This is a genomic window from Mucilaginibacter sp. P2_A5 (genome assembly GCF_056404995.1).
The window spans coordinates 11,935-36,019 of sequence record NZ_JBFUCY010000016.1 but is presented as its reverse complement, the minus strand read 5'-3'; the positions used below and the strand labels follow the sequence as shown (position 1 = coordinate 36,019).

The window sequence follows — 24,085 nt, the reverse complement described above, 5'->3', positions numbered from 1 at the left end:
AATAAAATATTTCGGCAGCAAATTTTTAACAATAATTTTATCATCGCTAAGGCTGATGCCCCCACATTGCATTATAAAACTAAGCCGCCTGTGCCTCAAAAGGCAGAAAAACGTAAAAAGTTGTACCATCGGTTGGACTACTTTGCAACCAAATTTTTCCATTATGTTTTTCGATAATTTGCTGGCATATGGAAAGGCCCAGGCCAAATGATTTCTCGCCGGCTGTGCCAACCCGTTTGGCGTCGGTAAACATATTGAAAACCTGTTGTTTTAGTTTGTCGGGGATGCCTATTCCATTGTCTTTTACTGTTATTTCGACACCGTTTGGTTGATTTTTTACGCCCACAGTAATACTGCCGCCATCGTAGCTAAATTTTATGGCATTGGTGACGAGATTGCTGATAACGCGCCATATTTTTTCGCGGCTTATAAATACCTGCGCCGGGTTTTCGGGCAGGTGGAGTTTTATAGATTGGTGTTTATCGGCAGCTTTAAAACGCAATAATTCTACACTACTGGTCGTTAGCGCGTTAATATCAACCCATTCTTTCTTAATAGGCATGGTAGCCGAATTGGCCGCTTCCAATATTTCATTAATAAGTTCAAGCGAATTGTATGAGGTGTCTTTTATCAGACTAAGCATTTCCAGCTGATCCGGCGTATAATCTTCGGTTATCATGACGGCCGAAAGTGACGCAATTCCACCAAGCGGGTTCCTGAGGTCATGTGCCACGGTTCTTAGTATGCGGTCTTTTTCCCGGCTTCCGCGGTGCAGCTCATTAAGGGTATGCACCAGGTTTTCCTTTTGAAAGTTTATCTGATCATTTAACGCCTTTATAGCCTGTACATCTCTTTTTGATCGTTTTAAATTTCTAAAAATAAGGAAGATAATTATCACCGCCATTACAGATAACAATACGGCAAAATAGATGAATATCAGCTGTCGTTTATTGTTATCCTTCAAATTATCTATTTCACTTTGTTTGTCGTAATTAGCCTGTTGCATTGTTACATCCGTACGCTTAAGCGAATTGGCCAGCTTTACTAAGGAATCTTTTTTTGCCGAATACTTTTTTAAATGCATTAGCGCCAGTCTGTTATCATTCTTTTGCTGGTAGTATTTACTCATTAAATAATTCCAACCGGCTTCGGCATCGCTATTAGGGATGCTATCTAACTGGTTGCGTAGGTTTTTAAGTAGCAGGTAAAGGTCCTTTTGCCGGTTTAGCTTAAGATACAGGCGGGCAAGCTTTATTTCGGTTAATTGCGCGTCTTTATTATCGTTCCCTTTTTTAAAGTTGATAGCAATGCTGCTTTTGAGCAATTGCTCGGCCAGCTGATTGTCGCCGGTTAGCAAAGCCATATCGCCCTGGTTGCCATAAACCACGCCGCGGGCAGTCTCCAGCATGCCGGCCATGTTACTAAACCGGGCATCGTTGGCATTTATATATTTTAACGTTTTGCTGAAGTAGGCCGATGCGCTATCGGTTTTGCCAGCATTTTTATAACTTTCGCCTATATTATCCAATACCTCCTGCCGCTGATAAAATGTCCTGAAATCATCTTTATAACCCTGGCTTTGGTTATAACTAAGCTTAAAATAATCGGCGGCTTCCAGGTAGTGAGCTTGCCTAAACATCACCATACCCATCCGGTAAGTATATTCGGACAGAATATGGTTATTAACCAGCCGTTTGCCCATATAATGGCCCTGGTAATAACACTTGTAAGCATTACTAAACTGTGAAAGGTCAAAATAGGCATCGCCAAGGGCAAAGTTAGCCTCGGCATAATTAAGCTGGAATTGATGGCGGGTAACACTTTGTTTGGCCATGGCCAGCATGCTATCCGCATAGGCAAGGGCTTTCTTTGAGTTATGGGCAGCTTTTCTTTCATAAACAAAATGGAAGCTGTAAAAGCGGAACCTATCATTTACAAATGGCTTTTTAAGCCGTTTAAAAGAAGAATCAAGATATTGTGTGCCTACAAGTTGACGTTTCTTTAGCTGATGGTAGTTGCTAATAGTGTCGAAAATAGCCTTAAACTCCTTTGAATAATTGCCATCATCTTTCTTATTATAGTTACAAGCCGACAAAATAAGGGCGCAAAAACACGTTATGCATAACATTCCCATGTTACGCGAATAACTTTTGCCGTAGAAAACAATAGGTTTAATCGAAGACATTAACTGTATAGCAGTAACAAATATAGCATTTGGAAACACCAATACTATATTTTGGCTGTTAATAATTGCTGCCTACGCTATTTAAAGGCATCGTGGCCAGTAATATCCATTCCTGTTATCAACAAATGAATGTCATGTGTTCCCTCATAAGTAATTACCGATTCAAGGTTCATCATATGCCTCATAATAGGGTACTCGCCGGTAATGCCCATACCGCCCAGTATTTGCCTCGCTTCGCGGGCTATATTAATGGCGGTTTCTACACTATTTCGTTTGGCCATCGAAATTTGTGCGGCGGTAGCCCTGTTTTCGTTTTTAAGTACGCCTAACCGCCAAACCAACAACTGGGCTTTGGTTATTTCGGTTATCATTTCGGCCAGTTTTTTTTGCTGCAGCTGAAATGCCGCTATTGGCTTGCCAAACTGAACACGCTCTTTAGCGTATCTAAGGGCTGTATCATAGCAGTCCATTGCGGCACCCAATGCACCCCATGCAATGCCATAGCGTGCCTGGCTAAGGCAGCCAAGCGGACCTTTTAAGCCTACAACATTGGGCAGTAGGTTTTCTTTGGGTACTTTAACGTTATCAAAAACCAATTCGCCGGTGGCCGATGCCCTTAACGACCATTTGTTGTGCGTAGTAGGGGTGCTGAATCCTTCCATGCCGCGCTCAACTATCAGCCCGCGCACCTTCTTTTCTTCGTCACGGGCCCAAACAACGGCTATATCTGCAAACGGGGCATTGGAGATCCACATTTTGGCGCCGTTGAGGATGTAGTGATCGCCGGCATCTTTAATATTGGTGGTCATCCCGCCAGGGTTCGAGCCATGATCCGGCTCGGTAAGGCCAAAACAGCCCATAATCTCGCCGGATGCCAGGCGCGGCAGGTATTTTTTGCGTTGTTCTTCAGATCCGTAAGCATAAATAGGGTACATTACCAATGAGCCCTGTACAGACGATGCCGACCGGATGCCCGAATCGCCCCGCTCAATTTCCTGCATAATGATGCCATAAGCCATATAATCCAGGCCTGCGCCACCATATTCAACCGGAATGGTCGGGCCAAAAGCGCCAATCTCGGCCAGGCCTTTTATTAGCTGCATCGGGAATTCTGCCTTTTGGGCATAGTCCTCAATTATCGGGCTTAACTCCTTTTTTACCCAATCGCGTACAGACGACCGGATGAGTTTATGCTCTTCGGTAAGCAATTCATCTAACTGATAATAATCGGGCGATTCGTACAGATCTGTTTTAGCCATAATGTTATACTTGGTGGGCAAATATATAGCATTTAGGGTGGACTTATTTAATCCAAAAATGCTGTTTTTAGATACTACAAGCCACTTTATACCAAAAACTATGTTTAGATAGTTTAAACATGGTTTTTGGTTGAATTATTTTTTTGAAAAAAAATCCGGCATAAAAAAATATGTGTTTTATGTACCGGTTTTGCCACAAAACGCTTTTGAAATCAATTGGTAAATAATGCACAAAAAGGAGCTAAAAAACCGCACTTTTTATTCAGTAATTTTCAATTTATATCAAGTTTTGTGTAGGTTTTTGATAAATAAATCAATTTTTAAACCAACAAAATCTGCTACTTTTGAAACATGATAACTATTGCCCTGCAGGGTGCAGAATTTTTTGCATACCATGGATTTTATCCTGAAGAACAAAAATTAGGCTGTCGCTTTTTGGTAGATATTGCCGTTGGCTTTGCACCTGAAACCAACCTTAAGGACGACGAACTGAATGACACCGTTGACTACGAAAAGCTATACTACATAGCCTGCAACGAAATGAAACAAACCCGGATGCTGATAGAAACCGTTGGGCAGGCAATTGTTGACAGGATAGTAGAAAGATACTCATTTGTCAACACAGTGCAGGTGGTAATAAAAAAATTGAACCCGCCTTTGCAGGGTAAGGTTGCTTTTTCAAGTGTTAGTATCAATTATCCGCCGGTAAAATGAATTACAACAAAATAACATCGGATATACTGGAGTCTATCGTGGCTATTGTTGGCAAAGAGGCGGTTATTGCCGATCATCCCGGGCTCGAAAAATATAGTCGCGACGAAACCGAAGACCTGGTTTATTATCCCGAGGTAGTTGCAAAACCACAAACGCCCGAAGAGGTTTCGGCATTGATGAAACTTTGCAGCGATAACCTCGTTCCAGTTACTCCCCGCGGCGCCGGTACAGGTTTAAGTGGGGGCGCGTTGCCGGTAAAAGGCGGTTTACTCATCGCAATGGAACGCTTTAATAAAGTGCTGGAGATTGATGAGGCTAATTTGCAGGCTACAGTTGAGCCGGGCGTTATCACCGAAGAGTTTATGAACCAGGCTGCCGCCAAGGGCCTGCTTTACCCTGTTGACCCGGCAAGCAAAGGAAGTTGCTTTATAGGTGGCAACGTATCCCATGGATCGGGCGGGCCAAGGGTTGTAAAATATGGCACCATTCGCGAGTATATATTGAACCTGCAGGTGGTTTTGCCCTCCGGGGAAATTATCTGGACAGGTGCCAATACGCTTAAGTATGCATCTGGCTATAACCTGACGCAGTTATTTATCGGGTCGGAGGGGACTTTGGGGGTTATTACCAAAATTGTGGTGAAGCTGATCCCAATGCCAACTTTAGACGCCTTGATGCTGGCCTCATTTGCAACTAATGAAGCTGCCTGTGCGGCTGTTTCCGCCATATTCCGTGCGGGTATTGTGCCATCGGCATTGGAATTTATGGAGCGGAGAGGGGTGGAGTGGGTAAAAGAGCATGACGATATCGCTTTTAACTTACAGGATGGTATCCAGGCCTTTTTACTGATTGAAGTTGACGGCAACAACCAGGATGTGATTTTTGCCGACTGTGAAAAGATAAATGCTGTTTTGGAGGCGTATGATTGTAAAGACGTTCTCTTTGCCGATTCGTTTGCCCAAAAGGAAGAACTATGGCGGCTGCGCCGTACCATGGCCGTATCGGTAAAATCAAACTCGGTTTATAAGGAAGAAGACACCGTGGTGCCCCGCGCTGAACTGCCGCGGTTGATTAAAGGTATAAAAGAGATAGGAGTTAAATATGGCTTTGAATCAGTATGTTATGGCCATGCCGGTGATGGAAACCTGCATGTAAATATCATCAAAGGCAACATGAGCGACGAGGATTGGAACAGCAAACTCAAATTCGGCATCAAAGAAATTTTTGAACTTACAGTTGGGCTGGGCGGCACCTTATCCGGCGAACATGGTATCGGTTTGGTACAAAAGGATTTTATGCCGATAAAATATTCGGAGGTGCATTTTGCCCTTTGGAGAGGAATAAAAAGTGTGTTTGATCCGAAGGGGATTTTAAATCCGGGGAAGATATTTTAATTTGAAAATTTGAGAATTTGAAGATTTGAAAATGACAGAATATTTTAATTGAAAATGACAGAAGCGAATATTAACTAATTTTCAAATTCTCAAATTAGTTAATATTCAATCAGGTATTATTTATCTTAAATTGTAATCCCTGTGTTCAAATCAACTGTGTACGCCGTGCCGTTATAGGTTATTTTAACTTTCCAGTTTCCTAAAAACTCAACGGTACCTGTGTATTTGTCGACATTGTAAGACGGCGAACCACCATCATAAACATGCTTGCCGCTAAATTCTGCAATGCCCTCGTATATATTGGGGTTTACTACTTTAGGATCGGTACCCGTGTTGAATTTCACCCCTTTCATTACGTAATCGGTTGAAAATAAATTGTATTTAACTATTTTACTGCCATTTAGCGGGTAATCAGATGTTGTAAAGCCCGACGACCCATTTAAAGAAAATTGGGTATAAGCTGAATCGATACCATAAACAGCAAAATGTTGCGTAGCCAGCCTGGTAAAGCCAAAAGTTGGAGTTTTACCAATAATTTTAATGCTATCGTCAAAGGTGTAGCCTCGTAATAAGGTTGCTGTTTTACATAATGAAACAAATTTCATCCGGTTACTGAGCGTAGTTATACTGTCGCCCCTGCTCACATCGAAAGAGAAGGTAGTATCCATCATCAAACCGCATTCGCCAACATAAAAGGAGTTAACAGCAAGCTTGTTATTCTTTTTATTGACACTGTAGACGTTTAGTCCGTTTTGTATGTTCGCGCCGCCGTCACTGCCACTTAACGATTTGTATAAGTTCATGGCAATCTGTCCCGCTATTTTGGCGTCAGATTTTTTGTCAGCAGGAGTGGTTTCTTTTTTACAGGCCGAGTAAGCAATACTTGCGAATAAGGATAAGATGAATAGGTTTTTAACGGTATATTTCATTTTTTATGTACTGATAAGGTTATAAAGCGCCTTAAAGGTAGGTGTTTTATCAAAAAATAAATTAAATAAAAGTAAATTTCTTTTCATAGGTGTGTATTGTCCGAATTCTGGAACAATCGTTCCGGAATTGCACCAAGCATCGTATAAAAACATGATTGATGTTATTTGATTTGGAACGATCGTTCTGAAATATAGCAGATAGCTGGGAAACCTAAATTAGTCTGTTACCTTCATGCTATCAATAATAACCTGAATCTCGCGATTGTAATAATTCATGTCCGCTGCATACTTGTCTGTGTTTTCGTCAACAGCCTTGTACATTATCGCAAAGCTTTTAATCCGCAGATCAAGGTATTGCTTTAGCTTTTTATCCCGTGTTTTTAGTTGTTCGGGAACATCGAGCTTATCTAACCTTTCCAGTATTTTAATATCTTCATTCCAATAGCCGATGCCATTTTTTATTGCTGTAAGTAACTTCTGGCGCGGTGCGTCTTTCATATTATAAACCTCTAAGGCTTTTGCCTCATTGCTGGTAAACATCTCTATCCCTTTATCATAATCTCCAATATCATTAGGCATAGTCTTATACATCCAGCCACTTGCTATAAGCGTAATTACAGTTAATATAGCTATTAACGAATGTTTTAACCGGATATCGGCAGGCTTTTTAAGGCTCAGGGTAAAGCAGTAGCCTATTATTAAACCGCTTGCAAGGCCACCTATGTGGGCGGCGGCGTCAACTCCGCTTTTTAGGCCATTAAGTAAATTATAGCCAACAAACACAGCTATACTGGTAAGCAACGCACGCCGGGTAGATTTTTCGATCAAATCCGTAGTAAGCATAGCTAAAAACACGCCATACATGCCAAAAATAGCACCCGAAGCACCGGCGCTCACCGTGTTTTCGTGCCACCAAAGGCTGGTAACGCTGGCAAGCAACCCGGTTAGCAGGTAGGCGGTAATAAACCTTAGTTTACCCAGGTGCGGTTCTAAAAGTAAACCGATGTAAACAAGCGCGTACATGTTAAGCAGTAAATGCAAAATACCTATGTGTAAAAATACGTTGGCAAGCAACCGCCACCATTGGCCATCTAATGTTAAAGGCTTGAAATTGGCACCCCAGTTCAACAAATCTGCACTGGTAGGCGATAGTATATCTACACCCTTTATAGCCATTAGTATAAACACCAGGATATTTAAATTAACCAGTACAGGCGTTACAAAATAGCCCGGTTGCGGTTTAAATATAGTAAGGAAACCATTTATTTGTTCGGCAGTACCCGGTGGCGGCAGTTTTAAATAATCGTCGTCGGCCGGCGGAAAGTTTGCAGATAACTGCAGGTATTTCCCGTCAATATCTTCGACGGAAAGTTTGCTTTTAAATTCATCTATCGCTTCAAACAGGCTCCTTACCGCTTTTTTATTACGGCCAAAGTCAAACAGCTCTCTCCCGGCCGAAGAACTTTTCACAGTTGCCGTGTCGTTTTCAATAGTAATTCGGATGACGGCGTTCCAGCCAAAAACACCATTAGCAGTGTAAGCTATAATGCCGGTTGGACTTATATAGCTGGTTTCCCAGCCCAGATCGTTAACCGATTCGTGCGCAATTACCAGGAATTGCGTTGCCGACAAATTGTCAAGAGGATATTCCTCTATAAACTTTGGTGTAAATCCTACAGCCATATGATAAATAAGGTTTGGTTTAATTATTAATGATTTATACTATAGCCTTATTAATTAAACAAGGCCATTCTGCACATCTAATTCGTATTCAATATCAATCTTGGCTCATCGTACGCAATCATACTCCGGCGCTCATCCGGCGGGATGGATACCGATTTGTTGGCGGTATAATCGTAGCTGATGCAAACGGTTTTGCCGGTTGTAACAATCTCTTCGCCCTGCGGGGTTACTTTTACCAAAACGTGCATTACATCAAAGCTGCTGTTGCCTATGCGGATGGTGCGCACGTAACAGGCTATTTTATCCTGAACAGTTATCTGCTTCAGGTAATTGATCTCCGAGCGGCCTATAATAATGCCGGCATTATTCCAATCCCAGCCTATGGCATCCTTCCAGTAGTTGGTGCGGGCTATTTCAAAATAGGTTAAATATACCGCGTTGTTAACGTGTCCTAATGAATCAATATCCGAAAATCGGATGGGTATGTCAGTTTTAAACTTGTAATCGCTTAGTTTTTCGGCCATTTGTGTCAATTTGTCTGTATAAAATCTTTAATAGCGACAAATTGTCGTGCAAATCATTGATTTTACTGCTTGGTATAACAGTTGATTAATACTTCACGAAGTTAACAAAAACAAAATTAGGAGATAAATAAAATGACATTAGTAAAATTTAACAACGGATTAAAAAATAACGCAAGGGGCCCATTCTTTAATGATGTGTTCGATTCAATCCTGAACGATTCGTTCCTTGGCGATAAACTGGTGGCCCGCATACCTGCTGTAAACATCAGCGAAACTGAAAATGAATTCCAGGTTGAATTGGCTGTACCAGGCTTAAAGAAAGAAGATTTTAAAATCAGTTTAGATAAAAACGTATTAACCGTTTCGTCTGAAAAGAAAACTGAAAACGTTGAAGAAGGTAAAAAATTCAGCAAACGAGAATACAGCTATAACTCATTCAGCAGGTCGTTCACCCTGCCCGAAAGTGCCGATCATTCGAAAATCGAAGCAGATTACGCCGACGGCATCCTGACTTTGACCATCACCAAAAAAGAAGAAGCTAAATTTCAATCAAGAGAAATAGCTGTTAAATAATTAAAGACTGTTTTCATAAAGTAGTTAGTTTGGTTTGAAGGCCGTTCCCAATTGGGGGCGGTCTTTTTTTTGCTTTACAAGGCACCCGTATTGGTTTTGTTTTTGATATTTTTATTGTATTTTACGCTGTGTGATGGTTATTAATTTAACAGCGTTTGCCTGTAAACGTGTATATTAAAAAAATTACGTCACCGCATTTAGCACTACAATTTATCTTAATATGATTAAAAAACTACTTACTATCCTTTTAATTTCCACCGCTTATTTATCTCATGCCCAAAACAAAATTGTTGTTTTTCAATCCGATTTTGGTGTGAAAGACGGTGCTGTATCGGCCATGAAAGGCGTTGCGACAGGCGTATCTGCCGATCTGAAACTGTACGATCTTACGCATGAAATTCCTGCCTATAACATCTGGGAAGCGTCCTATCGCCTTTATCAAACCGTAAACTACTGGCCCGCGGGTACCGTATTTGTTTCGGTAGTTGATCCGGGTGTGGGCACTGCCCGTAAATCGGTTGTGCTGAAAACCAAAACCGGCCAGTATATTGTAACGCCGGATAACGGTACACTGACGCTCATTGCCGAATCCCTGGGAATAGCGGAGATCAGGCAAATTGACGAGGCCCGCAACCGCCGCAAAGGATCCGAAAAATCATATACCTTTCATGGCCGTGATGTATACGCCTATACCGCTGCCCGGTTGGCTGCCGGCGTTATCACGTATGCGCAGGTCGGCCCCGAACTACCTAAACAAGTGGTAAAAATTCCGTATCAAAAAGCAATATTGGAAAGCGGAACGCTGAAAGGTACCATAGATATCCTTGATATTCAATATGGCAACCTGTGGACAAACATCGGCGACGACCTGGTAAAGCAAATGGGCGTTAAAGTAGGGGATACCCTTCACCTGGTGGTTTATAAAAACGGCGAAAAGAAATTTGAGGGTGATGCCCCATACAGCGATACCTTTGGCGAAGTGGCCAAAGGCAAACCTTTGGCGTACATGAATAGTTTAATGCAATTATCCTTTGCCTTAAACCAGGGCAGTTTTGCCGATGTTTATAAAATAGGCAGCGGAAGCGACTGGAGCGTAGTGGTGAGTAGGAAGTGGTGAGTTGTCAGTAGTGAGTGATGAATAGTGAGTGGAGCTCTTGAATAGCGGAATTTTTAATAAACACAAATGGCGCATCGAAAGATGCGCCATTTGTGGGGTCTGTAAAATAAACTGTGTCAGCCCCTGCCGGCCCATGGGCCGGCAGGGGCTGATTGCTACATCAAATCTAATATCATTCTTCCAGGAAACCAAATGGCCAGCTTCTGGGCGGTTGTCGCCCAATTAGAAAGCGGCATCGTCCATTTTTGTTTGATGTTGTTATGTGCCAGATAGATCAGTTTTAATAGCGCCATATCGGAAGTAAAACCACCCTTAGTTTTGGTTACTTTTCTGACCTGCCGGTGAAACCCTTCGATGGTATTGGTGGTATAGATCAGTTTCCGTATGGTGGTGTCATACTGAAAATACGTGGTCAGCTTCGACCAGTTATTGCGCCAGGATTCCAATACCTTTTCATATTTCTTACCCCACTTTTCTTCCAACTGATTTAAACGAAGTTCTGCCAGTTCGAGTGTTTCTGCCTGGTACACCGGCTTAAGATCTTTCATAAATACTTTCTGATCTTTAGATGCTACATACTTCAGGCTGTTACGGATCTGATGGACGATGCAGGTCTGGATTTCTGTTTGAGGAAATACCGTATTTATAGCCTGTGGGAATCCATTGAGGTTGTCAATGCAAGCAATCAGGATGTCTTTTACACCTCGGTTCTGAAGATCGGTCAACACACTTAACCAAAAATTAGCGCCTTCGCTTTGAGATACATACATTCCTAACAATTCTTTGTGCCCATGACGGTCAATGCCAAGAATATTGTAAACAGCATGCGATACCATGCGGTGTTCCTCTTTAACCTTGTAATGCATCGCATCCAGCCAAACAATGGTGTAAAGTTCATCCAGTGGCCTTGATTGCCATTCTTTTACTTCAGGAATGATCTTATCTGTTATCGCTGATAAGGTACTGTGACTGATATCTGTATCATACATATCCTTGATATGTTTTGATATATCGCGGAAGCTCATGCCCAGCCCATACATGCCTATAATCTTGGATTCAAGACTTTCTGCCAATATCGTTTCCCGTTTACGGATCAGTTCTGGCTCAAAACTGGAATTGCGGTCACGAGGGGTACTGACAGATATGGTGCCATCAGAGGTGCGGATATCCTTACTGGTCTTGCCGTTCCTACGATTGCCTGAACTGCGTTCAGCTTCGTCTAAATGGCTTTCCAATTCTGCTTCAAGAGCCGCATCAAGGAAACTTTTCAGTAAGGGCGCAAACGCGCCATCCTTACCATAAAGCGATTTGCCCGAGCGGAGTTGCTCAAGGGCTTTCTTTTTCATTTGCTCATATTCGAGCGATTCTTCTTCTTTCTTCATCTTAAACTGTGTTTTAAGTTAACGTTTAACTCTTGACACAGTTTATTTTACACTCTCCATTTGTGTTTATTTCCACTTTCCACTTTCCACTTTCCACTTTCCACTTTCCACTTTCCACTGACCACTGACCACTGCCCACTACGCCATCTCCCGGCTTCGCTTCATTTCCTCGGCCATTTTAATTCCCTGCTTCCTGATTTGTTCTGTGCGTACATAGCGTTTATCGGCGCCCAAATTGGGTTTGGTAATAAAATCATAAAACATGCGCGTCCAGGAGTGGGTAGAATCCAGGTGCTGGTAAAACTCCCTGGTTATCTTATAATATTTAGGTAAAAACCTGCCGGGTATGTTCATAATGTCGTGATGCTCGTTATGGTAGCCTACATTAAAGCAAACCCAGTTGAGCCAGCCGTAATAGGAGTTGGTTTCCTGGCCTTCTTCAAATATAAAATGCTCATGAATAAAATGCCCGGCTGCAGGATGCAGGCTGAATCCCCATAATGTAGATAGAAACAGGTAGATGATGGCAATCTTCCCTAAAAATACAAAGATCAATACATCGGTGATAATCAGCGTGATGATGTTGGCCCATTCCCATTTGGTTGGTTTGGTGGCAAATCCTCTCACCAAAAAAAGGAAGAATATGTAAAAAAACAACCAGATGAATTTCCGGATGCCCGATTTGCCTACCATTTTAACTTCCCAGTGGCTCGGAAAATCATTATCAACATCTTCGATGCCCAGATGGGAGTGATGCTTCATATGGTGCGTACGAAAGGCGATTGCGCCCGGCACCAAAACCGGAATATTGGCAAATATCGCTAGCGCCTTATTTTGCGCGGGCGTTTTCAGCATCAGGTTATGTGCCATTTCGTGCACGGCCATGGCCGACCAATGGTTCATAGTACCGCCTACAACGTATGATAACAGGATAATTTGCCACCAGTAAGCACCAAAGGATGGAAACCAGACACCAACACCCCATGCAAAAGTAATTTGACCGGCCACGATGAAAAATGTAAGCACTGCGGCCCATGGATCATAGCCCATTAGTTGTTTTACTTCGGGATGTTTTTTTAGTACTTCTATCCGCCGCAAAAAATGAATATCCGGCGTTTCGATGGGTTCAAAAGGAGTATTGGTTTTCATGCTGATGTGTTTTAGGATGTTGCTAAGTAACATAATCAACTTTAAATTATTCCCGGTAGTTGTACGTGTTTAGCTACGTAGAATTACTTAAATATTAATAAAAACACCACGGCTAATCCGCAATACACATTGAGGTAATATTCAAGGAGGCTTAAGTTAACAATACTTATCCCGGCAATTTCCCGTTCTAACTGGCAGCGAAGGATAATGTGCAACACTAAACAAATTGTCATTTAATTCCTTTTTTTAATAATGCCGTATGGGCATTAAAGCCATACGGCGAATATTTTTTTATGTTTACCAAAAAATCAAACTCAACTATGAAATTTTTAAAAATTCCCTTGTTTTTGTCACTTGTTGCATTAATAGCCATTACTTTCCCGGCTTGTAAAGCCAAGAAATTAGCAGAAAAACCGGCGCCTGTTGAAACTGAAAAAATGTATGCGCCAACACCTAAGGCAACCCCGCCGCCAGCTGCCGCGCCTGCGCCAACCCCGCCGCCCGCACCTGCAAAACCAAATTATAATTTTACCAATATTCAATTTGAATTTAATTCGGCTGTATTGAAAACAGCATCATACCAGGCGCTTGACCAGGCTGTTATTGAATTGAAGAAAGATCCATCGGCTAAATTCGTTTTAAATGGCAACTCATCTGCCGAGGGTACCGACGAACGTAATATGGAATTATCTGTTCAGCGCGCCAACTCGGTTAAAACTTACCTGGTTAACAGCGGCATCAGTGCAGATAATTTAACTGTTAAGGGCTATGGCGAAAGCCAACCTATAGCTAATAACACAACCGAAGAAGGACGTGTTTTAAACCGCAGGGTTGAAATTAAGCTTGTGCAATAGTGGTGAGTTGTGAGTAGTCTCAAGTCCAAAGTCTGAAGCCCTAAGTCTAAATTGGAACTTCGGGCTGAAGGTTTTGAACTCAAAACTCACTACTCACTACTTAAAACTCACTACTTAAAACACCGGGCAACCATTACCCATTCTATGCCGTAATGATGAAGTAATAACATACTTTACCAGGCATTTTGAAGCACATTTTTAGGGGTATACTTACGTTGCTTAACCGCACTGAAAAAAACAGGTTGTACAGGCTTATCCTGCTCGACCTGCTTATCAGTGTGCTTGATATTGCCTTTTTGGGGGCTTTGCTTATCGTTATCGGGCTTTATGCTTCCGGCACGCCCGTTCAAAACCATTGGTTACCGCTTGCATGGCTTAAACCGGGATCTTTATTGCCAATTGGCTTGTTTATGCTGTTGTACTGCGGCAAAAACTGGCTGGGCTATCTGATCACGCGTTTTCAGCATCATTTTTTTTATGGCATAGCCTCGCGGTTATCAAAAAGGAACATCCTTCATTACCTGAAAAACGACTATATCAAATTTGTTAATGTCGATTCATCTGTACATATCCGCCAGGTAAGCCAGCAACCTGTCGAGTTTAGCCATTACATGCTTAATAATGTGCAGCAAATTATATCGCAAAGCCTGCTCATTTTATTTACCATCAGCGCCATACTGATTTATCAGCCATTGTTGTTTTTATTATTGCTGCTGGTGCTGGTACCTCCGGTAACTATCCTGGCGTGGTTTATCAAACGGAAATCAAAACAGGTACGGGAACACACCAAAATAGCGGGGGAAAAAAGCATCCAGTATTTACAGGAATCGTTAGCCGGGTTTGTAGAGGGTAATATTTACGATAAGCATTGTTTCCTGGCCGATAGGTATGCCGGCTACCAGCAGCAGCTCAATAACAATTTAGCTGCGCAGCAAACACTGCAGGGGCTGCCATCAAGGCTGGTGGAGATTTTTGCCATATTCGGTTTTTTTATCCTGGTGCTGGTTAATAAATGGTCGGCCCATGGCACGGTGGTTAACGTACTTACTATTGGTGTTTTTATTACGGCGGCCTATAAAATTATCCCCGGTATTATTAAAATACTCAACAGTATGGGGCAAATAAAAACCTATGAATTTACGCTGAATGATTTACTCGCGGTAAATGAACCGGAGGCATCGCCAAAAGCGGGTATGCTTAATATTGTTGAACCTATCAGCACCATCCGTTTTCAGAACGTTTATTTTAGCTATGCCGACCAACAAATATTAGCCGGAGTTTGCTTTGATGTTTGCGCGGGCGATTTTGTTGGCATCTCGGCTGCTTCGGGGAGCGGTAAAACAACCGTCATCAATTTGCTGCTTGGTTTTTTAACGCCTCAATCGGGTTGTATTTATATAGATGGTAAACAGGCGGATACCCATAAAAGACAGCAATACTGGAAAAAAATGGCTTATGTAAAACAACAGAACTATTTTATTCACGATACCATCCTTAAAAACATTACCCTTACCGACCAGGAATATGACCAGGCGAAGCTGGATGAGGCCATATCTTTTTGCGGACTTGTACCCTTACTATCCGGCTATCCCGAAGGCATCAATAAAATAGTGTGCGAAAATGGCAAAAACCTAAGCGGCGGGCAAAGGCAGCGCATAGCCCTGGCAAGGGCCTTGTACCACGATTTTGATGTGCTGATAATGGATGAACCTTTTGGCGAAATGGATCAGCAGGCCGAAGAGGCCATACTTGCCCAACTAACACAGTTAACAAACCAGGGCAAAATCATATTTTTTATAACACATAATGTTGCCAGCCTGAGCCATTGCAACAAAATAATCCCTTTAATAAATGAGCAAGCCTGAAGCATTGGTCATATTAACCCCTGGTTTCCCAGCCAATGTTAACGATACCACCTGGGTACCGCCGATGCAGGGTTTTGTCAGGACTTTAAAACGACATAATCCAAACCTGCATATCATAGTTATCAGTTTTCAGTATCCTTATAACGCTTCAACATATAACTGGCACGGGGTGGAGGTTATAGCCATTGCGGGCAAGGGCAGGGGGCAGCTATTTAGGTTAATAACCTGGCAACGGGCCTGGCGGGCCTTAAAAAAGGTTAATGGCAAATACAAGCTTTTGGGCCTGTTAAGCTTTTGGATGGGCGAATGCTCCTTTATGGGCAACCGCTTTGCAAAAAAACACGGCTTACGACATTATTCGTGGCTGCTTGGGCAGGATGCAAAAGCCGGTAACAACTATGTGAACAGGATAAAGCCCGATGGCGGTTCGGTAATAGCCATATCGGATTTTTTGGCAAAAGAGTTCAGGTTAAATTATGGTATTCAACCGGCGCACGTTATCCCTACCGGTATTGATGTTACGCTTTTTGGCGCCGGGGTAGCCAACCGCGACATCGATATTATGGGAGCAGGTTCGCTTATCCCGCTTAAGCAGTATGACCTTTTTGTAAAAGTGATCAAAAGCCTGGTTACCGAATTTCCGGGATTAAAAACGGTGATATGCGGCAATGGTCCCGAAATGGATAATTTAAAAAAACAAATAAGCAGGCTTGGGCTGGAGAATAACATCGAACTAAAAGGAGAGTCGCCACACCCGGAGGTGTTGGCCATGATGCAGCGTTCAAAAATATTTTTGCATACATCATGCTATGAAGGTTACAGCACCGTTTTAAGCGAGGCTTTATACGCGGGTTGCCAGGTATTGAGCCTGGTTAATGGAATGAATACAAGGCCCCCTCAGCACCATGTACCTGACAATGCCGAAGACTTACCGCTTATTATTAAAACCTTATTGAACGATAAAGAATTAAAGCACGAACCGGTGCTTATTTACACAACCCAGGAAATAGCAGCCCGCGTTACCGGCTTATTTATCCATTAATTGATGGCAGATATCGACCAGGTCATCGGCTATGGTTTTAAAACTTAGTTTTTTGTTAAAATGGCTCAAAACAGCTGCCGAAAGCTTTTGCCAGTCTGTTCCTTCAAGCCCCTTAAGGGTTTGGCCTAAGGCGCCGGCATCGCCAGGGGGGTATAAAAACCCATATTCGCCATTTAAGGTGATTTTTTTATACGGCGGGATGGTAGTAACAACAGGGATACAGCCGCAAGCCATAGCTTCTAATAAAGCATAGCCACTGCCTTCTTTATGGCTGCCCGATATATAAAAATCTACCGCGCTAAACCAGTAAGGCAAGTCGGTATTCGCTACTTCGCCTACTAAAACAACCGAATTTGATAGCAGGGCAGAAGATGTGATCAGCTGCTTTATATCATTTAACAAAGCACCGGTTTGGTAAATCATGTACAACTTTGCAGCCGGGTTTATATGCAGGTAATCATGAAAACCGTTTAAAACGGTTAAAGGATCTTTATTTTTATTCAGGTGGCCCACCCAAATGAAGTTTGCTTTGCCGGTAACCCCTGTATGTTGTTTGGCCAGGGCTTTATCAATGGGCTTAAAAACAGTAGAAGCTTCTAATAACTCAAATATCCGGGCATCGGGCCCGATAATGTTCTTTTTCTTCCAGGCGTCCGCATTACCGGCCGAAGTAAAAAGAAAGGCATCGGTCATGTTGCAGGCTATCTTTTGCAGCCGGCCTTTCAGGCCATCCGAGGGCAATTCGCCATGATGCTGTATAACCAGTTTGAATTTGTTGCCGCAAAACAATTTTAAAAACATCACCTGTAAGGGGAATACCAGGCCTTGTACCAGCACAATATCCGGCTTTAATTTCCGGATTAGCACATGAGTTTTTATAGTGATAGACCAGAACCTGTTGCGGCCTTTAAAAAAAAAATAGGGTACGCCGTTCATTACAGCATGCTGTTCAAAAGTTGTATGTTTTACAAACGCAAAATCAAGCCTATCATTAAGGTAAGTAGCAAAGGTTAGCGCTGGGGCATGGTTTTCTGTTACCTGCTGCGGGCGGGTATAGTTCAGGTGCGAATGATAAACAAGATCGATCAGCTTTATCAATTTCAGATAATTTGATGTTGTATAAAGGTAACCGGGAAAACAACACCCGGCAAGTACGATTGAATGGAGGCCATTAATTCCCCGATATTTCCTTCTACATATTTATAAGCTTCGCCCACCTTTATTAAACTTAACGATTTCCCTTTTAATGTACCGGCTAGTACGGGCAACAGTTCCTGGTCAAACAACCGGATATTTCCTTTTTGGATCACTATTTGGATGCTTGCCGGGCGGGTAGCAAAAAAAGCATCATAATAAGCACCGCCATTATTTGCTTTCGCGATAACCAGGTCGGCCTGCATGTCGACAGCAATTTCGCCGGTATTAATTGCCCATGTTTTTGCGGCAGTTTTATTGAGCGATTGGTATAGTTCTTCGTCGGTAAGCATGCCGGTGCCACGTGCCGTACTAACATGATCCCAGGTATTCCAGCTACCGGTGAGGGTAGAATCCGTTCCAAAAAGAATATCAGTGAACGGTTTTAGCTGGTGTATATCGGCTGTTTTGTTCAACAGGTAAAAGTTTGATTCGGGGCACCACACTATGGCCTTAAAATAAGGCGCCTGTTGCTTGCTCATGGCTACAGCGTGAATACCAACCAGGGAGCGGCCCAGTTTATTCCAGCGGAGCAGCTCGTCTATTTCGCGGGAGGCCAGTTTATCTGACCCTTCACCTGTATGAATAACTACGGGGAGTTTGCGTTTTAGCGGGTTATTAAGCTTTAATCTCCAATACTTTTCAAAGACTGCGGAATGGAGGTCTTGTGTTTCCTCGAATACATTAATCGGCGCATTGTCAAGGTGCAGCCGCTCACCGTGGTTCACCACGGTAGTAACACCGCACAATAAATTTTTATATATCCCCCAAAGTATGCGCAAATGTTGGGGCACGTTCAGTACTGCCGCAATTTCTGCCTTAAACTCCTGGTGAATATTTTTTCCCCATTCGGTGTAGTTATTATAAATGCGATTGCCCAGCTGCGGGAAAAGGTTGAAATCAAGATGATCATGCGAATTGATGAGGCCGGGGAAAATGATGGAATTATCAAAATGCAGCAATAACTGAGCATCAGCTTCTATTGTCGGTGAACTTACCATACCGATCTTTTCACCTTCAATTTTGATGTTGACCGCTTCGGCACCATCAGCCGGTATTACATTCCCCAGTATCATTTACCTCTTTTTAAATGAATGCCATAAATAACCGGGAAGCCAAAGTATTTTTCATAAACATGCGGGGCATTGGCATCTGCGTAAAATTGCTTCATGGTTTCCTCAATTTTTATTTCATGCTGTGTTACCAGGTTAAAACCATGGCGCAAAAGCGCCTCCTTTATGGTATAAATAGGGTGTACATAGTTGCGCACGGCCATCAGGGTCTTTCCGTGTTTAAAGGTACGCCTGCCGCCCAATGCCAGCGTATGCGGGTGGAAGTCGGTGATAATGATCTCGCCAGCTGGCTTAAGCAAACGGCACCAGGCATCCATCGCTTCGTCTATATCTTCAATATGGGCAACAGTGAGCGTTGAAACTATCATATCAAAAGAAGCATCAGGTATATCCGAAAATAAGTTATCGGTAATTTTGCCAGTATGCGCCTCCGGATATTTTTCCTTTAATTTTTTTAACATTCCGGCCGATACATCAAAGCCGGTTAGCGATGCCGGTAGTTTATTAAATATGGCGGGCCATTGCCTGCCGCTACCACAACCTATATCGGCTATATGTTTGCCTGTAAGTACCAATCCATCCAGCAGGTCGGTAAAAAGGTTTTCGTCAAGGTGCAGCATTAAATTGCCCGGCTGCATATCATGATCAGGTGCCCACAGGTCGTAAGCCTCTGCTACACCTTTTTCGGTTACCGGGTTAGTTATTTTGCTTTTTATATAGTTTTTAACCGTGGCCAGCATTAGCATGCGTTTTTATAACAATAACGATGAGGAGAGCTGTAGGGTTGCCCGTGCTTTTTATTTTACCGCAGGCAACCCGCGCCGTTTGGCTGCCGTAGTATATAATGAGTAGTTTGATTGTTGAGGTGGGTTAGTGAGCGGCAGGGGGGAGCCTGTCGCTTGCTATTATTTAACAATACTGCATGAATAAGATATTACTGTATAACCATACCACTTTTTAAATTAACTAAAATAACAGTTGAGCGCCCAAACAAACAATATTACCATAAACCATACCCCGACTGCCGAAGATGCTTTTGAGGCCATGTACGTTGCTGTTCGCGATAAAGAAGGCCGGCTGTATACCGATAAACAGGTGGCGCACCTGCCCGATGTAGAATCCGGTCACCAGTATTACAAAGAGTGGAAAATGAGAAAGCATTCGTCTGAGCAGCTGATTACTTTTCTGAAAAAACAACGCCGGTCATTAAATATCCTGGAGGTTGGTTGCGGTAATGGCTGGCTTTCGGCGAGGCTTGCCGGTATCCCTAAAGCAAAAGTAACCGGGATAGATCCTAACGGGATAGAGATTGAACAGGCCTGCAGGGTGTTTAAAAAAGGGAACCTTAAATTTATCCACGCGCCGTTTAACAGTACCTCATTTAACGAGGGGACAAAATTTGATGTGATCATTTTTGCCGCATCCATCCAATACTTTCCATCCCTTAAGGAGGTTATAAGCGATGCGTTTGATTTACTTACCCCCGCCGGCCGTGTACATGTGCTTGATACCCATTTTTATCATACTAACGAGATAGAAACAGCGGCCGAAAGGAGCAAGGATTATTTTACATCAATGGGTTTCCCGCAAATGGCGCAGTATTATTTTCATCATCCGCTGAAACAGGTGATGGGGCTTAAGCACAAGGTGATGTTTAATCCCACCGCTTTTTTAAATAAGATCATCAAAAAAAGCATCTTTTACTGGATAAAAATTAAACCCTGACCAATGACCGGGCAAAGCGTATTACATACTTTTAAGCGTTACCGCACCCTGCAAACTCACCGGGTAACTGCCTTGCCTATTGTGATATTAATGCCCCACAGCGCCTGTAATTGCCGTTGTGTGATGTGTGATATCTGGAAGGATAATAAAAACCTGAAGCAACTAACCGAAGCCGATATTACCGGGTTACTGACTTCATTAAAATCATTGGGCACAGCCCAGGTGCTCATGTCAGGCGGCGAGGCTTTGCTGAATGCCAACTTTTTTACGCTGTGCCGGATCTTGAAAGATGCGGGCATCAGCGTTGTATTATTGACTACCGGCTTATCTATAAAAAATAATGCCGGCGACATCCTGAAATATGTTAATGAAGTAATTGTTTCTATAGATGGCGATGAGCCCCTGCACGATGCTATCCGCAACATTCCCAATGCATTTAAAAAGCTGAAGGAAGGAGTGGAGTACATCAAACAAATTAACCCAGCCTACCGGATAACCGGGCGTACAGTGATACACCGGCTAAATTACCGCAACTGGCCAAATATCATTACCGAAGCCAAAAAGATGGGCCTTAACCAGGTAAGCTTTTTACCTGCCGATGTAAGCAGCCATGCCTTTAACCGCCAGCAAGCCTGGGCCGAACCTAAGCAAAACGAGATACTGGTACAGGAAAAGGAATTACCCGAACTGAGCGAGGTGATCAGTTACCTGTGTACCGAATTTGACAATGAATTCCAGGCCGGTTTTATTGCCGAAAGTAAAGAGAAGATACAGGATGTCTATCATTATTATGCGGCGTTTTATGGTTTGAATGAATTTCCGTTTAAAAAATGTAATGCGCCTTGGGTATCAACCGTTGTTGAAGCCGATGGAACGGTTAGGCCCTGTTTCTTTTTGGAGCCGATAGGAAACATAAGGGATTCATCGCTTGATGTTATTTTAAACAGCCCTGATGCAATCGCCTTCCGCAAGTCATTAAATACGTCAACGCATCCAACCTGTGTTAAATGTGTTTGTTCGCTTAACCTGTCGCCATTAACCCATCTATCTTAATTTTATGGAGCAGCTAAATAATATATTGTTCACACATTCCTACTTTTTACGGTTCGATCCTAAGCAATGGGCAATAGGGCAGCCTTACGCGCCGCTGGGCACTTTATATGCCGCATCCAATATGCGGATGAATGGTTATAACGTGTCATTTTTTGACAACATGTTTTCATACACAGCGCATGATGTTGTACCCGCCATAGCGCAAAATAAACCGGACTTTTTTGTAATTTACGATGATGGCTTCAACTATCTCACTAAAATGTGCCTTACCAATATGCGCGAGGCGGCATTTAAAATGTGTAAGCTGGCCAAAAAATATGGCTGCACTGTAATTGTATCCAGTTCCGACTCGACCGACCGGTACAAGGAATATTTAAGCGAGGGCGCCGATTTTGTAATTATTGGCGAAGCAGAGCAAACGCTATTGGAACTTACCAACGCCATCAAAAGCGATATTAAAGATGTTTCGACGATACAGGGGTTGGCTTATATCAAAAATGACATCCCTTTTAAAACCATTGCAAGGCCGGTACTCAAAGACCTGGATACATTGCCACTACCAGCCTGGGATTTGGTTGATATTACCCCTTACCGCGAAAGCTGGCTGAAACACGCGGGATATTTTTCGATGAATGTTGGCACAACCCGTGGTTGCCCTTTTAAATGCAACTGGTGTGCTAAGCCCATTTACGGCAACCGCTACAATTCGCGCAGCGCCGAAAATGTGATTGCCGAGCTTAAGCTTTTGAAAACCATGTTCAACATGGACCATATTTGGTTTTGCGACGATATTTTTGGATTAAAACCGGGCTGGGTAAAACAGTTTGCCCAATTGGTTAAAAAAGAGGGGCTGCAGTTTAGCTACAAGCTCCAGTCGCGTGCGGATTTGTTGCTGGATGACGAAGATGTGGCCGCGCTGGCCGCGTCGGGCTGCGAAAATGTATGGATAGGCGCCGAGAGCGGCTCGCAAAAGATACTGGACGCGATGGACAAAGGTACTACCGTTGAACAGATAGCGACAGCAACGCAGCTGATGAAAAAGCATGGCATCAAACCCTCTTTCTTCATCCAGTTTGGCTACCCCGGCGAAACAAAAGAAGATATCGCGCTTACCATCAACATGATTAACAAATTGTTGCCGCACGAAATCGGAATATCGGTATCATATCCCTTACCGGGCACCCTGTTTTACGAAAAAGTAAAAGCCGACCTGCGTCAAAAAACAAACTGGACCGACTCCGACGAGATGGCGCTGATGTTTAGCAACACGTTCAGCCCGGCTTACTATAAACAATTACATCGCTATGTGCATCAAAATTACCATGCGCATCTGGCTAAAAACAGCCTGGTTAAACTTTTGAAAAACCCCTTTAAACCAAGTTTAAAACGTATCAGAAAGGCGGCCTCGTTCATCTATCATGCCCCTGCAACATTGATTGAAGGTTTTAAGCTACAAAAATTGGAGAAAGCAATATGAGCGAGATAAGCCTTATAAATAACGAAACGGACGCATCAGCTGCTTTTAGCAGGCAGTCTGCCGTATTTGACCAAATTTATTCGGGCAATACCATTATCAATTACAAAAGGGCAAGGGTAAGGGAGCATGTACTTCAATATTTAAAACCAGCGGGTAGCATGCTCGAACTGAATAGCGGAACAGGGGAAGACGCCCTTTTTTTTGCAGGCCAAGGGCATCATGTTCATGCTACAGATATATCGGCGGGTATGCAGCAACAGCTCCGGCAAAAAGCAATGCCATATAAAGATCGTATAAGCACCGAAATTTGCTCATTTACCCAACTGGATCAATTAAAACAGAAAGGTCCTTACGATCATATATTTTCCAACTTTGGCGGGCTCAACTGCACCGGCGAGCTGGAAAAAGTTTTATTGTCGTTTGACAGCCTTTTAAAACCCGGCGGTAAGGTGACTTTAGTTATTATATCCCCATTTTGCCTGTGGGAAACACTGCTTGTTGTTAAAGGAAAATTCAAAACGGCATTCAGGCGCTTTTTTAGCAGTAAAGGACGAGCTGCCCGTGTAGAAGGATCTTACTTTAGATGCTTTTACTACAAACAGTCGTTCGTTATCAATACGTTACAAAAGTCATTTAAAGTATTGGGCGTTGAAGGCCTGTGTAGTATAGTGCCGCCGTCGTACATAGAAGGCTTTGCAGAAAATCACCCTAAAGCTTATAACTTCCTAAGGAACAAAGAAGACCGGCTGAAAAGCACCTGGCCCTGGAAGTACATAGGCGATTATTTTATTATTTCTCTGGAGAAGAAGTAATGATTTTAATTGGCTCAATTACGCGTTGTATGGGTTGATCGATTTCAATTAGTTCTACATAACTTTCTTCCCAAGGGCCAT

At 42.9% G+C, this 24,085-nt stretch carries 21 protein-coding genes; 11 read left to right on the top strand and 10 right to left on the bottom strand.

Annotation, left to right across the window (positions count from 1 at the left end):
• Nucleotides 1–79 precede the first annotated feature (79 nt).
• Both AC1DXF_RS15340 and AC1DXF_RS15335 read right to left on the bottom strand, forming a co-directional pair.
• Nucleotides 80–2,185 carry a tetratricopeptide repeat-containing sensor histidine kinase gene (locus AC1DXF_RS15340; RefSeq protein ID WP_477449601.1) on the bottom strand — a complete coding sequence of 702 codons (2,106 nt, stop codon included), beginning with the start codon at nucleotides 2,183–2,185 and terminating at the stop codon, nucleotides 80–82.
• Nucleotides 2,186–2,262: 77 nt separating this feature from the next.
• On the bottom strand, nucleotides 2,263–3,444 hold the full coding sequence (locus AC1DXF_RS15335) for an acyl-CoA dehydrogenase family protein (protein WP_477449600.1): 1,182 nt from the start codon (nucleotides 3,442–3,444) through the stop codon (nucleotides 2,263–2,265).
• Nucleotides 3,445–3,795: 351 nt separating this feature from the next.
• Between AC1DXF_RS15335 and folB the strand changes: the two genes are divergently transcribed.
• Nucleotides 3,796–4,158: a dihydroneopterin aldolase gene (gene folB / locus AC1DXF_RS15330; protein WP_477449599.1), complete on the top strand. Its 363-nt coding sequence runs from the start codon at nucleotides 3,796–3,798 to the stop codon at nucleotides 4,156–4,158.
• Entirely contained in the window at nucleotides 4,155–5,552 is a 1,398-nt protein-coding gene (locus AC1DXF_RS15325) for an FAD-binding oxidoreductase (RefSeq protein ID WP_477449598.1), read from the top strand. Before folB ends, AC1DXF_RS15325 begins: the two co-directional genes overlap by 4 nt.
• Before the next feature lie 125 nt (nucleotides 5,553–5,677).
• Here AC1DXF_RS15325 and AC1DXF_RS15320 read toward each other — a convergent pair whose 3' ends face one another.
• The 3 genes from AC1DXF_RS15320 to AC1DXF_RS15310 form a co-directional block, all read right to left on the bottom strand.
• The gene (locus AC1DXF_RS15320) at nucleotides 5,678–6,481 is read right to left on the bottom strand and encodes a hypothetical protein (protein ID WP_477449597.1); all 804 of its coding nucleotides are present in this window, start codon (nucleotides 6,479–6,481) and stop codon (nucleotides 5,678–5,680) included.
• Nucleotides 6,482–6,697: 216 nt separating this feature from the next.
• Nucleotides 6,698–8,164: a rhomboid family intramembrane serine protease gene (locus tag AC1DXF_RS15315; RefSeq protein ID WP_477449596.1), complete on the bottom strand. Its 1,467-nt coding sequence runs from the start codon at nucleotides 8,162–8,164 to the stop codon at nucleotides 6,698–6,700.
• 77 nt (nucleotides 8,165–8,241) lie between these two features.
• The gene (locus tag AC1DXF_RS15310; protein ID WP_477449595.1) at nucleotides 8,242–8,688 is read right to left on the bottom strand and encodes an acyl-CoA thioesterase; all 447 of its coding nucleotides are present in this window, start codon (nucleotides 8,686–8,688) and stop codon (nucleotides 8,242–8,244) included.
• A gap of 132 nt (nucleotides 8,689–8,820) precedes the next feature.
• On the opposite strand from AC1DXF_RS15310, the gene AC1DXF_RS15305 reads away from it, so the two are divergent.
• Together AC1DXF_RS15305 and AC1DXF_RS15300 are read left to right on the top strand one after the other, a co-directional pair.
• Nucleotides 8,821–9,261 carry an Hsp20/alpha crystallin family protein gene (locus AC1DXF_RS15305; RefSeq protein ID WP_477449594.1) on the top strand — a complete coding sequence of 147 codons (441 nt, stop codon included), beginning with the start codon at nucleotides 8,821–8,823 and terminating at the stop codon, nucleotides 9,259–9,261.
• 220 nt (nucleotides 9,262–9,481) lie between these two features.
• A complete protein-coding gene (locus AC1DXF_RS15300; protein WP_477449593.1) occupies nucleotides 9,482–10,378 on the top strand; it encodes an SAM hydrolase/SAM-dependent halogenase family protein in 897 nt (298 codons plus the stop codon).
• Nucleotides 10,379–10,533: 155 nt separating this feature from the next.
• Here AC1DXF_RS15300 and AC1DXF_RS15295 read toward each other — a convergent pair whose 3' ends face one another.
• Together AC1DXF_RS15295 and AC1DXF_RS15290 are read right to left on the bottom strand one after the other, a co-directional pair.
• Nucleotides 10,534–11,760: an IS256 family transposase gene (locus AC1DXF_RS15295; RefSeq protein WP_477449592.1), complete on the bottom strand. Its 1,227-nt coding sequence runs from the start codon at nucleotides 11,758–11,760 to the stop codon at nucleotides 10,534–10,536.
• A 138-nt stretch (nucleotides 11,761–11,898) separates the two neighbouring features.
• On the bottom strand, nucleotides 11,899–12,909 hold the full coding sequence (locus tag AC1DXF_RS15290) for a fatty acid desaturase (protein ID WP_477449591.1): 1,011 nt from the start codon (nucleotides 12,907–12,909) through the stop codon (nucleotides 11,899–11,901).
• Nucleotides 12,910–13,229: 320 nt separating this feature from the next.
• Here AC1DXF_RS15290 and AC1DXF_RS15285 point away from each other — a divergent pair, with 320 nt between their 5' ends.
• The 3 genes from AC1DXF_RS15285 to AC1DXF_RS15275 all read left to right on the top strand — a co-directional run bounded on the left by AC1DXF_RS15285 (nucleotide 13,230) and on the right by AC1DXF_RS15275 (nucleotide 16,670).
• Nucleotides 13,230–13,763, top strand: a complete 534-nt coding sequence (locus AC1DXF_RS15285) for an OmpA family protein (RefSeq protein ID WP_477449590.1) — start codon at nucleotides 13,230–13,232, stop codon at nucleotides 13,761–13,763.
• Nucleotides 13,764–13,948: 185 nt separating this feature from the next.
• Nucleotides 13,949–15,628 (top strand): ATP-binding cassette domain-containing protein, encoded by a 1,680-nt coding sequence (locus tag AC1DXF_RS15280; RefSeq protein ID WP_477449589.1) that lies wholly within the window; start codon nucleotides 13,949–13,951, stop codon nucleotides 15,626–15,628.
• Nucleotides 15,615–16,670, top strand: coding sequence for a glycosyltransferase (locus AC1DXF_RS15275; RefSeq protein WP_477449588.1), 1,056 nt, complete (start codon nucleotides 15,615–15,617; stop codon nucleotides 16,668–16,670). Before AC1DXF_RS15280 ends, AC1DXF_RS15275 begins: the two co-directional genes overlap by 14 nt.
• Here the strand turns inward: AC1DXF_RS15275 and AC1DXF_RS15270 are convergent.
• From AC1DXF_RS15270 to AC1DXF_RS15260, 3 genes are read right to left on the bottom strand one after another with little or no spacing between them, the layout of a single operon-like run.
• Nucleotides 16,656–17,768 carry a glycosyltransferase family 4 protein gene (locus tag AC1DXF_RS15270; RefSeq protein WP_477449587.1) on the bottom strand — a complete coding sequence of 371 codons (1,113 nt, stop codon included), beginning with the start codon at nucleotides 17,766–17,768 and terminating at the stop codon, nucleotides 16,656–16,658. The genes AC1DXF_RS15275 and AC1DXF_RS15270 overlap by 15 nt on opposite strands.
• A gap of 2 nt (nucleotides 17,769–17,770) precedes the next feature.
• On the bottom strand, nucleotides 17,771–18,940 hold the full coding sequence (locus AC1DXF_RS15265) for an amidohydrolase family protein (protein WP_477449586.1): 1,170 nt from the start codon (nucleotides 18,938–18,940) through the stop codon (nucleotides 17,771–17,773).
• Entirely contained in the window at nucleotides 18,937–19,683 is a 747-nt protein-coding gene (locus AC1DXF_RS15260; RefSeq protein WP_477449585.1) for a class I SAM-dependent methyltransferase, read from the bottom strand. The genes AC1DXF_RS15265 and AC1DXF_RS15260 overlap by 4 nt, the downstream gene beginning before the upstream one ends.
• A 232-nt stretch (nucleotides 19,684–19,915) precedes the next feature.
• On the opposite strand from AC1DXF_RS15260, the gene AC1DXF_RS15255 reads away from it, so the two are divergent.
• Genes AC1DXF_RS15255 through AC1DXF_RS15240 form a run of 4 tightly spaced genes read left to right on the top strand, consistent with a single transcriptional unit; the run spans nucleotide 19,916 to nucleotide 24,004 of the window.
• Nucleotides 19,916–20,662 (top strand): class I SAM-dependent methyltransferase, encoded by a 747-nt coding sequence (locus AC1DXF_RS15255; RefSeq protein WP_477449584.1) that lies wholly within the window; start codon nucleotides 19,916–19,918, stop codon nucleotides 20,660–20,662.
• A 3-nt stretch (nucleotides 20,663–20,665) separates the two neighbouring features.
• Nucleotides 20,666–21,715, top strand: a complete 1,050-nt coding sequence (locus AC1DXF_RS15250) for a radical SAM protein (RefSeq protein WP_477449583.1) — start codon at nucleotides 20,666–20,668, stop codon at nucleotides 21,713–21,715.
• Nucleotides 21,716–21,719: 4 nt separating this feature from the next.
• Nucleotides 21,720–23,192 (top strand): B12-binding domain-containing radical SAM protein, encoded by a 1,473-nt coding sequence (locus tag AC1DXF_RS15245; RefSeq protein WP_477449582.1) that lies wholly within the window; start codon nucleotides 21,720–21,722, stop codon nucleotides 23,190–23,192.
• The gene (locus AC1DXF_RS15240; protein ID WP_477449581.1) at nucleotides 23,189–24,004 is read left to right on the top strand and encodes a class I SAM-dependent methyltransferase; all 816 of its coding nucleotides are present in this window, start codon (nucleotides 23,189–23,191) and stop codon (nucleotides 24,002–24,004) included. Before AC1DXF_RS15245 ends, AC1DXF_RS15240 begins: the two co-directional genes overlap by 4 nt.
• The last annotated feature ends 81 nt before the right edge of the window (nucleotides 24,005–24,085 follow it).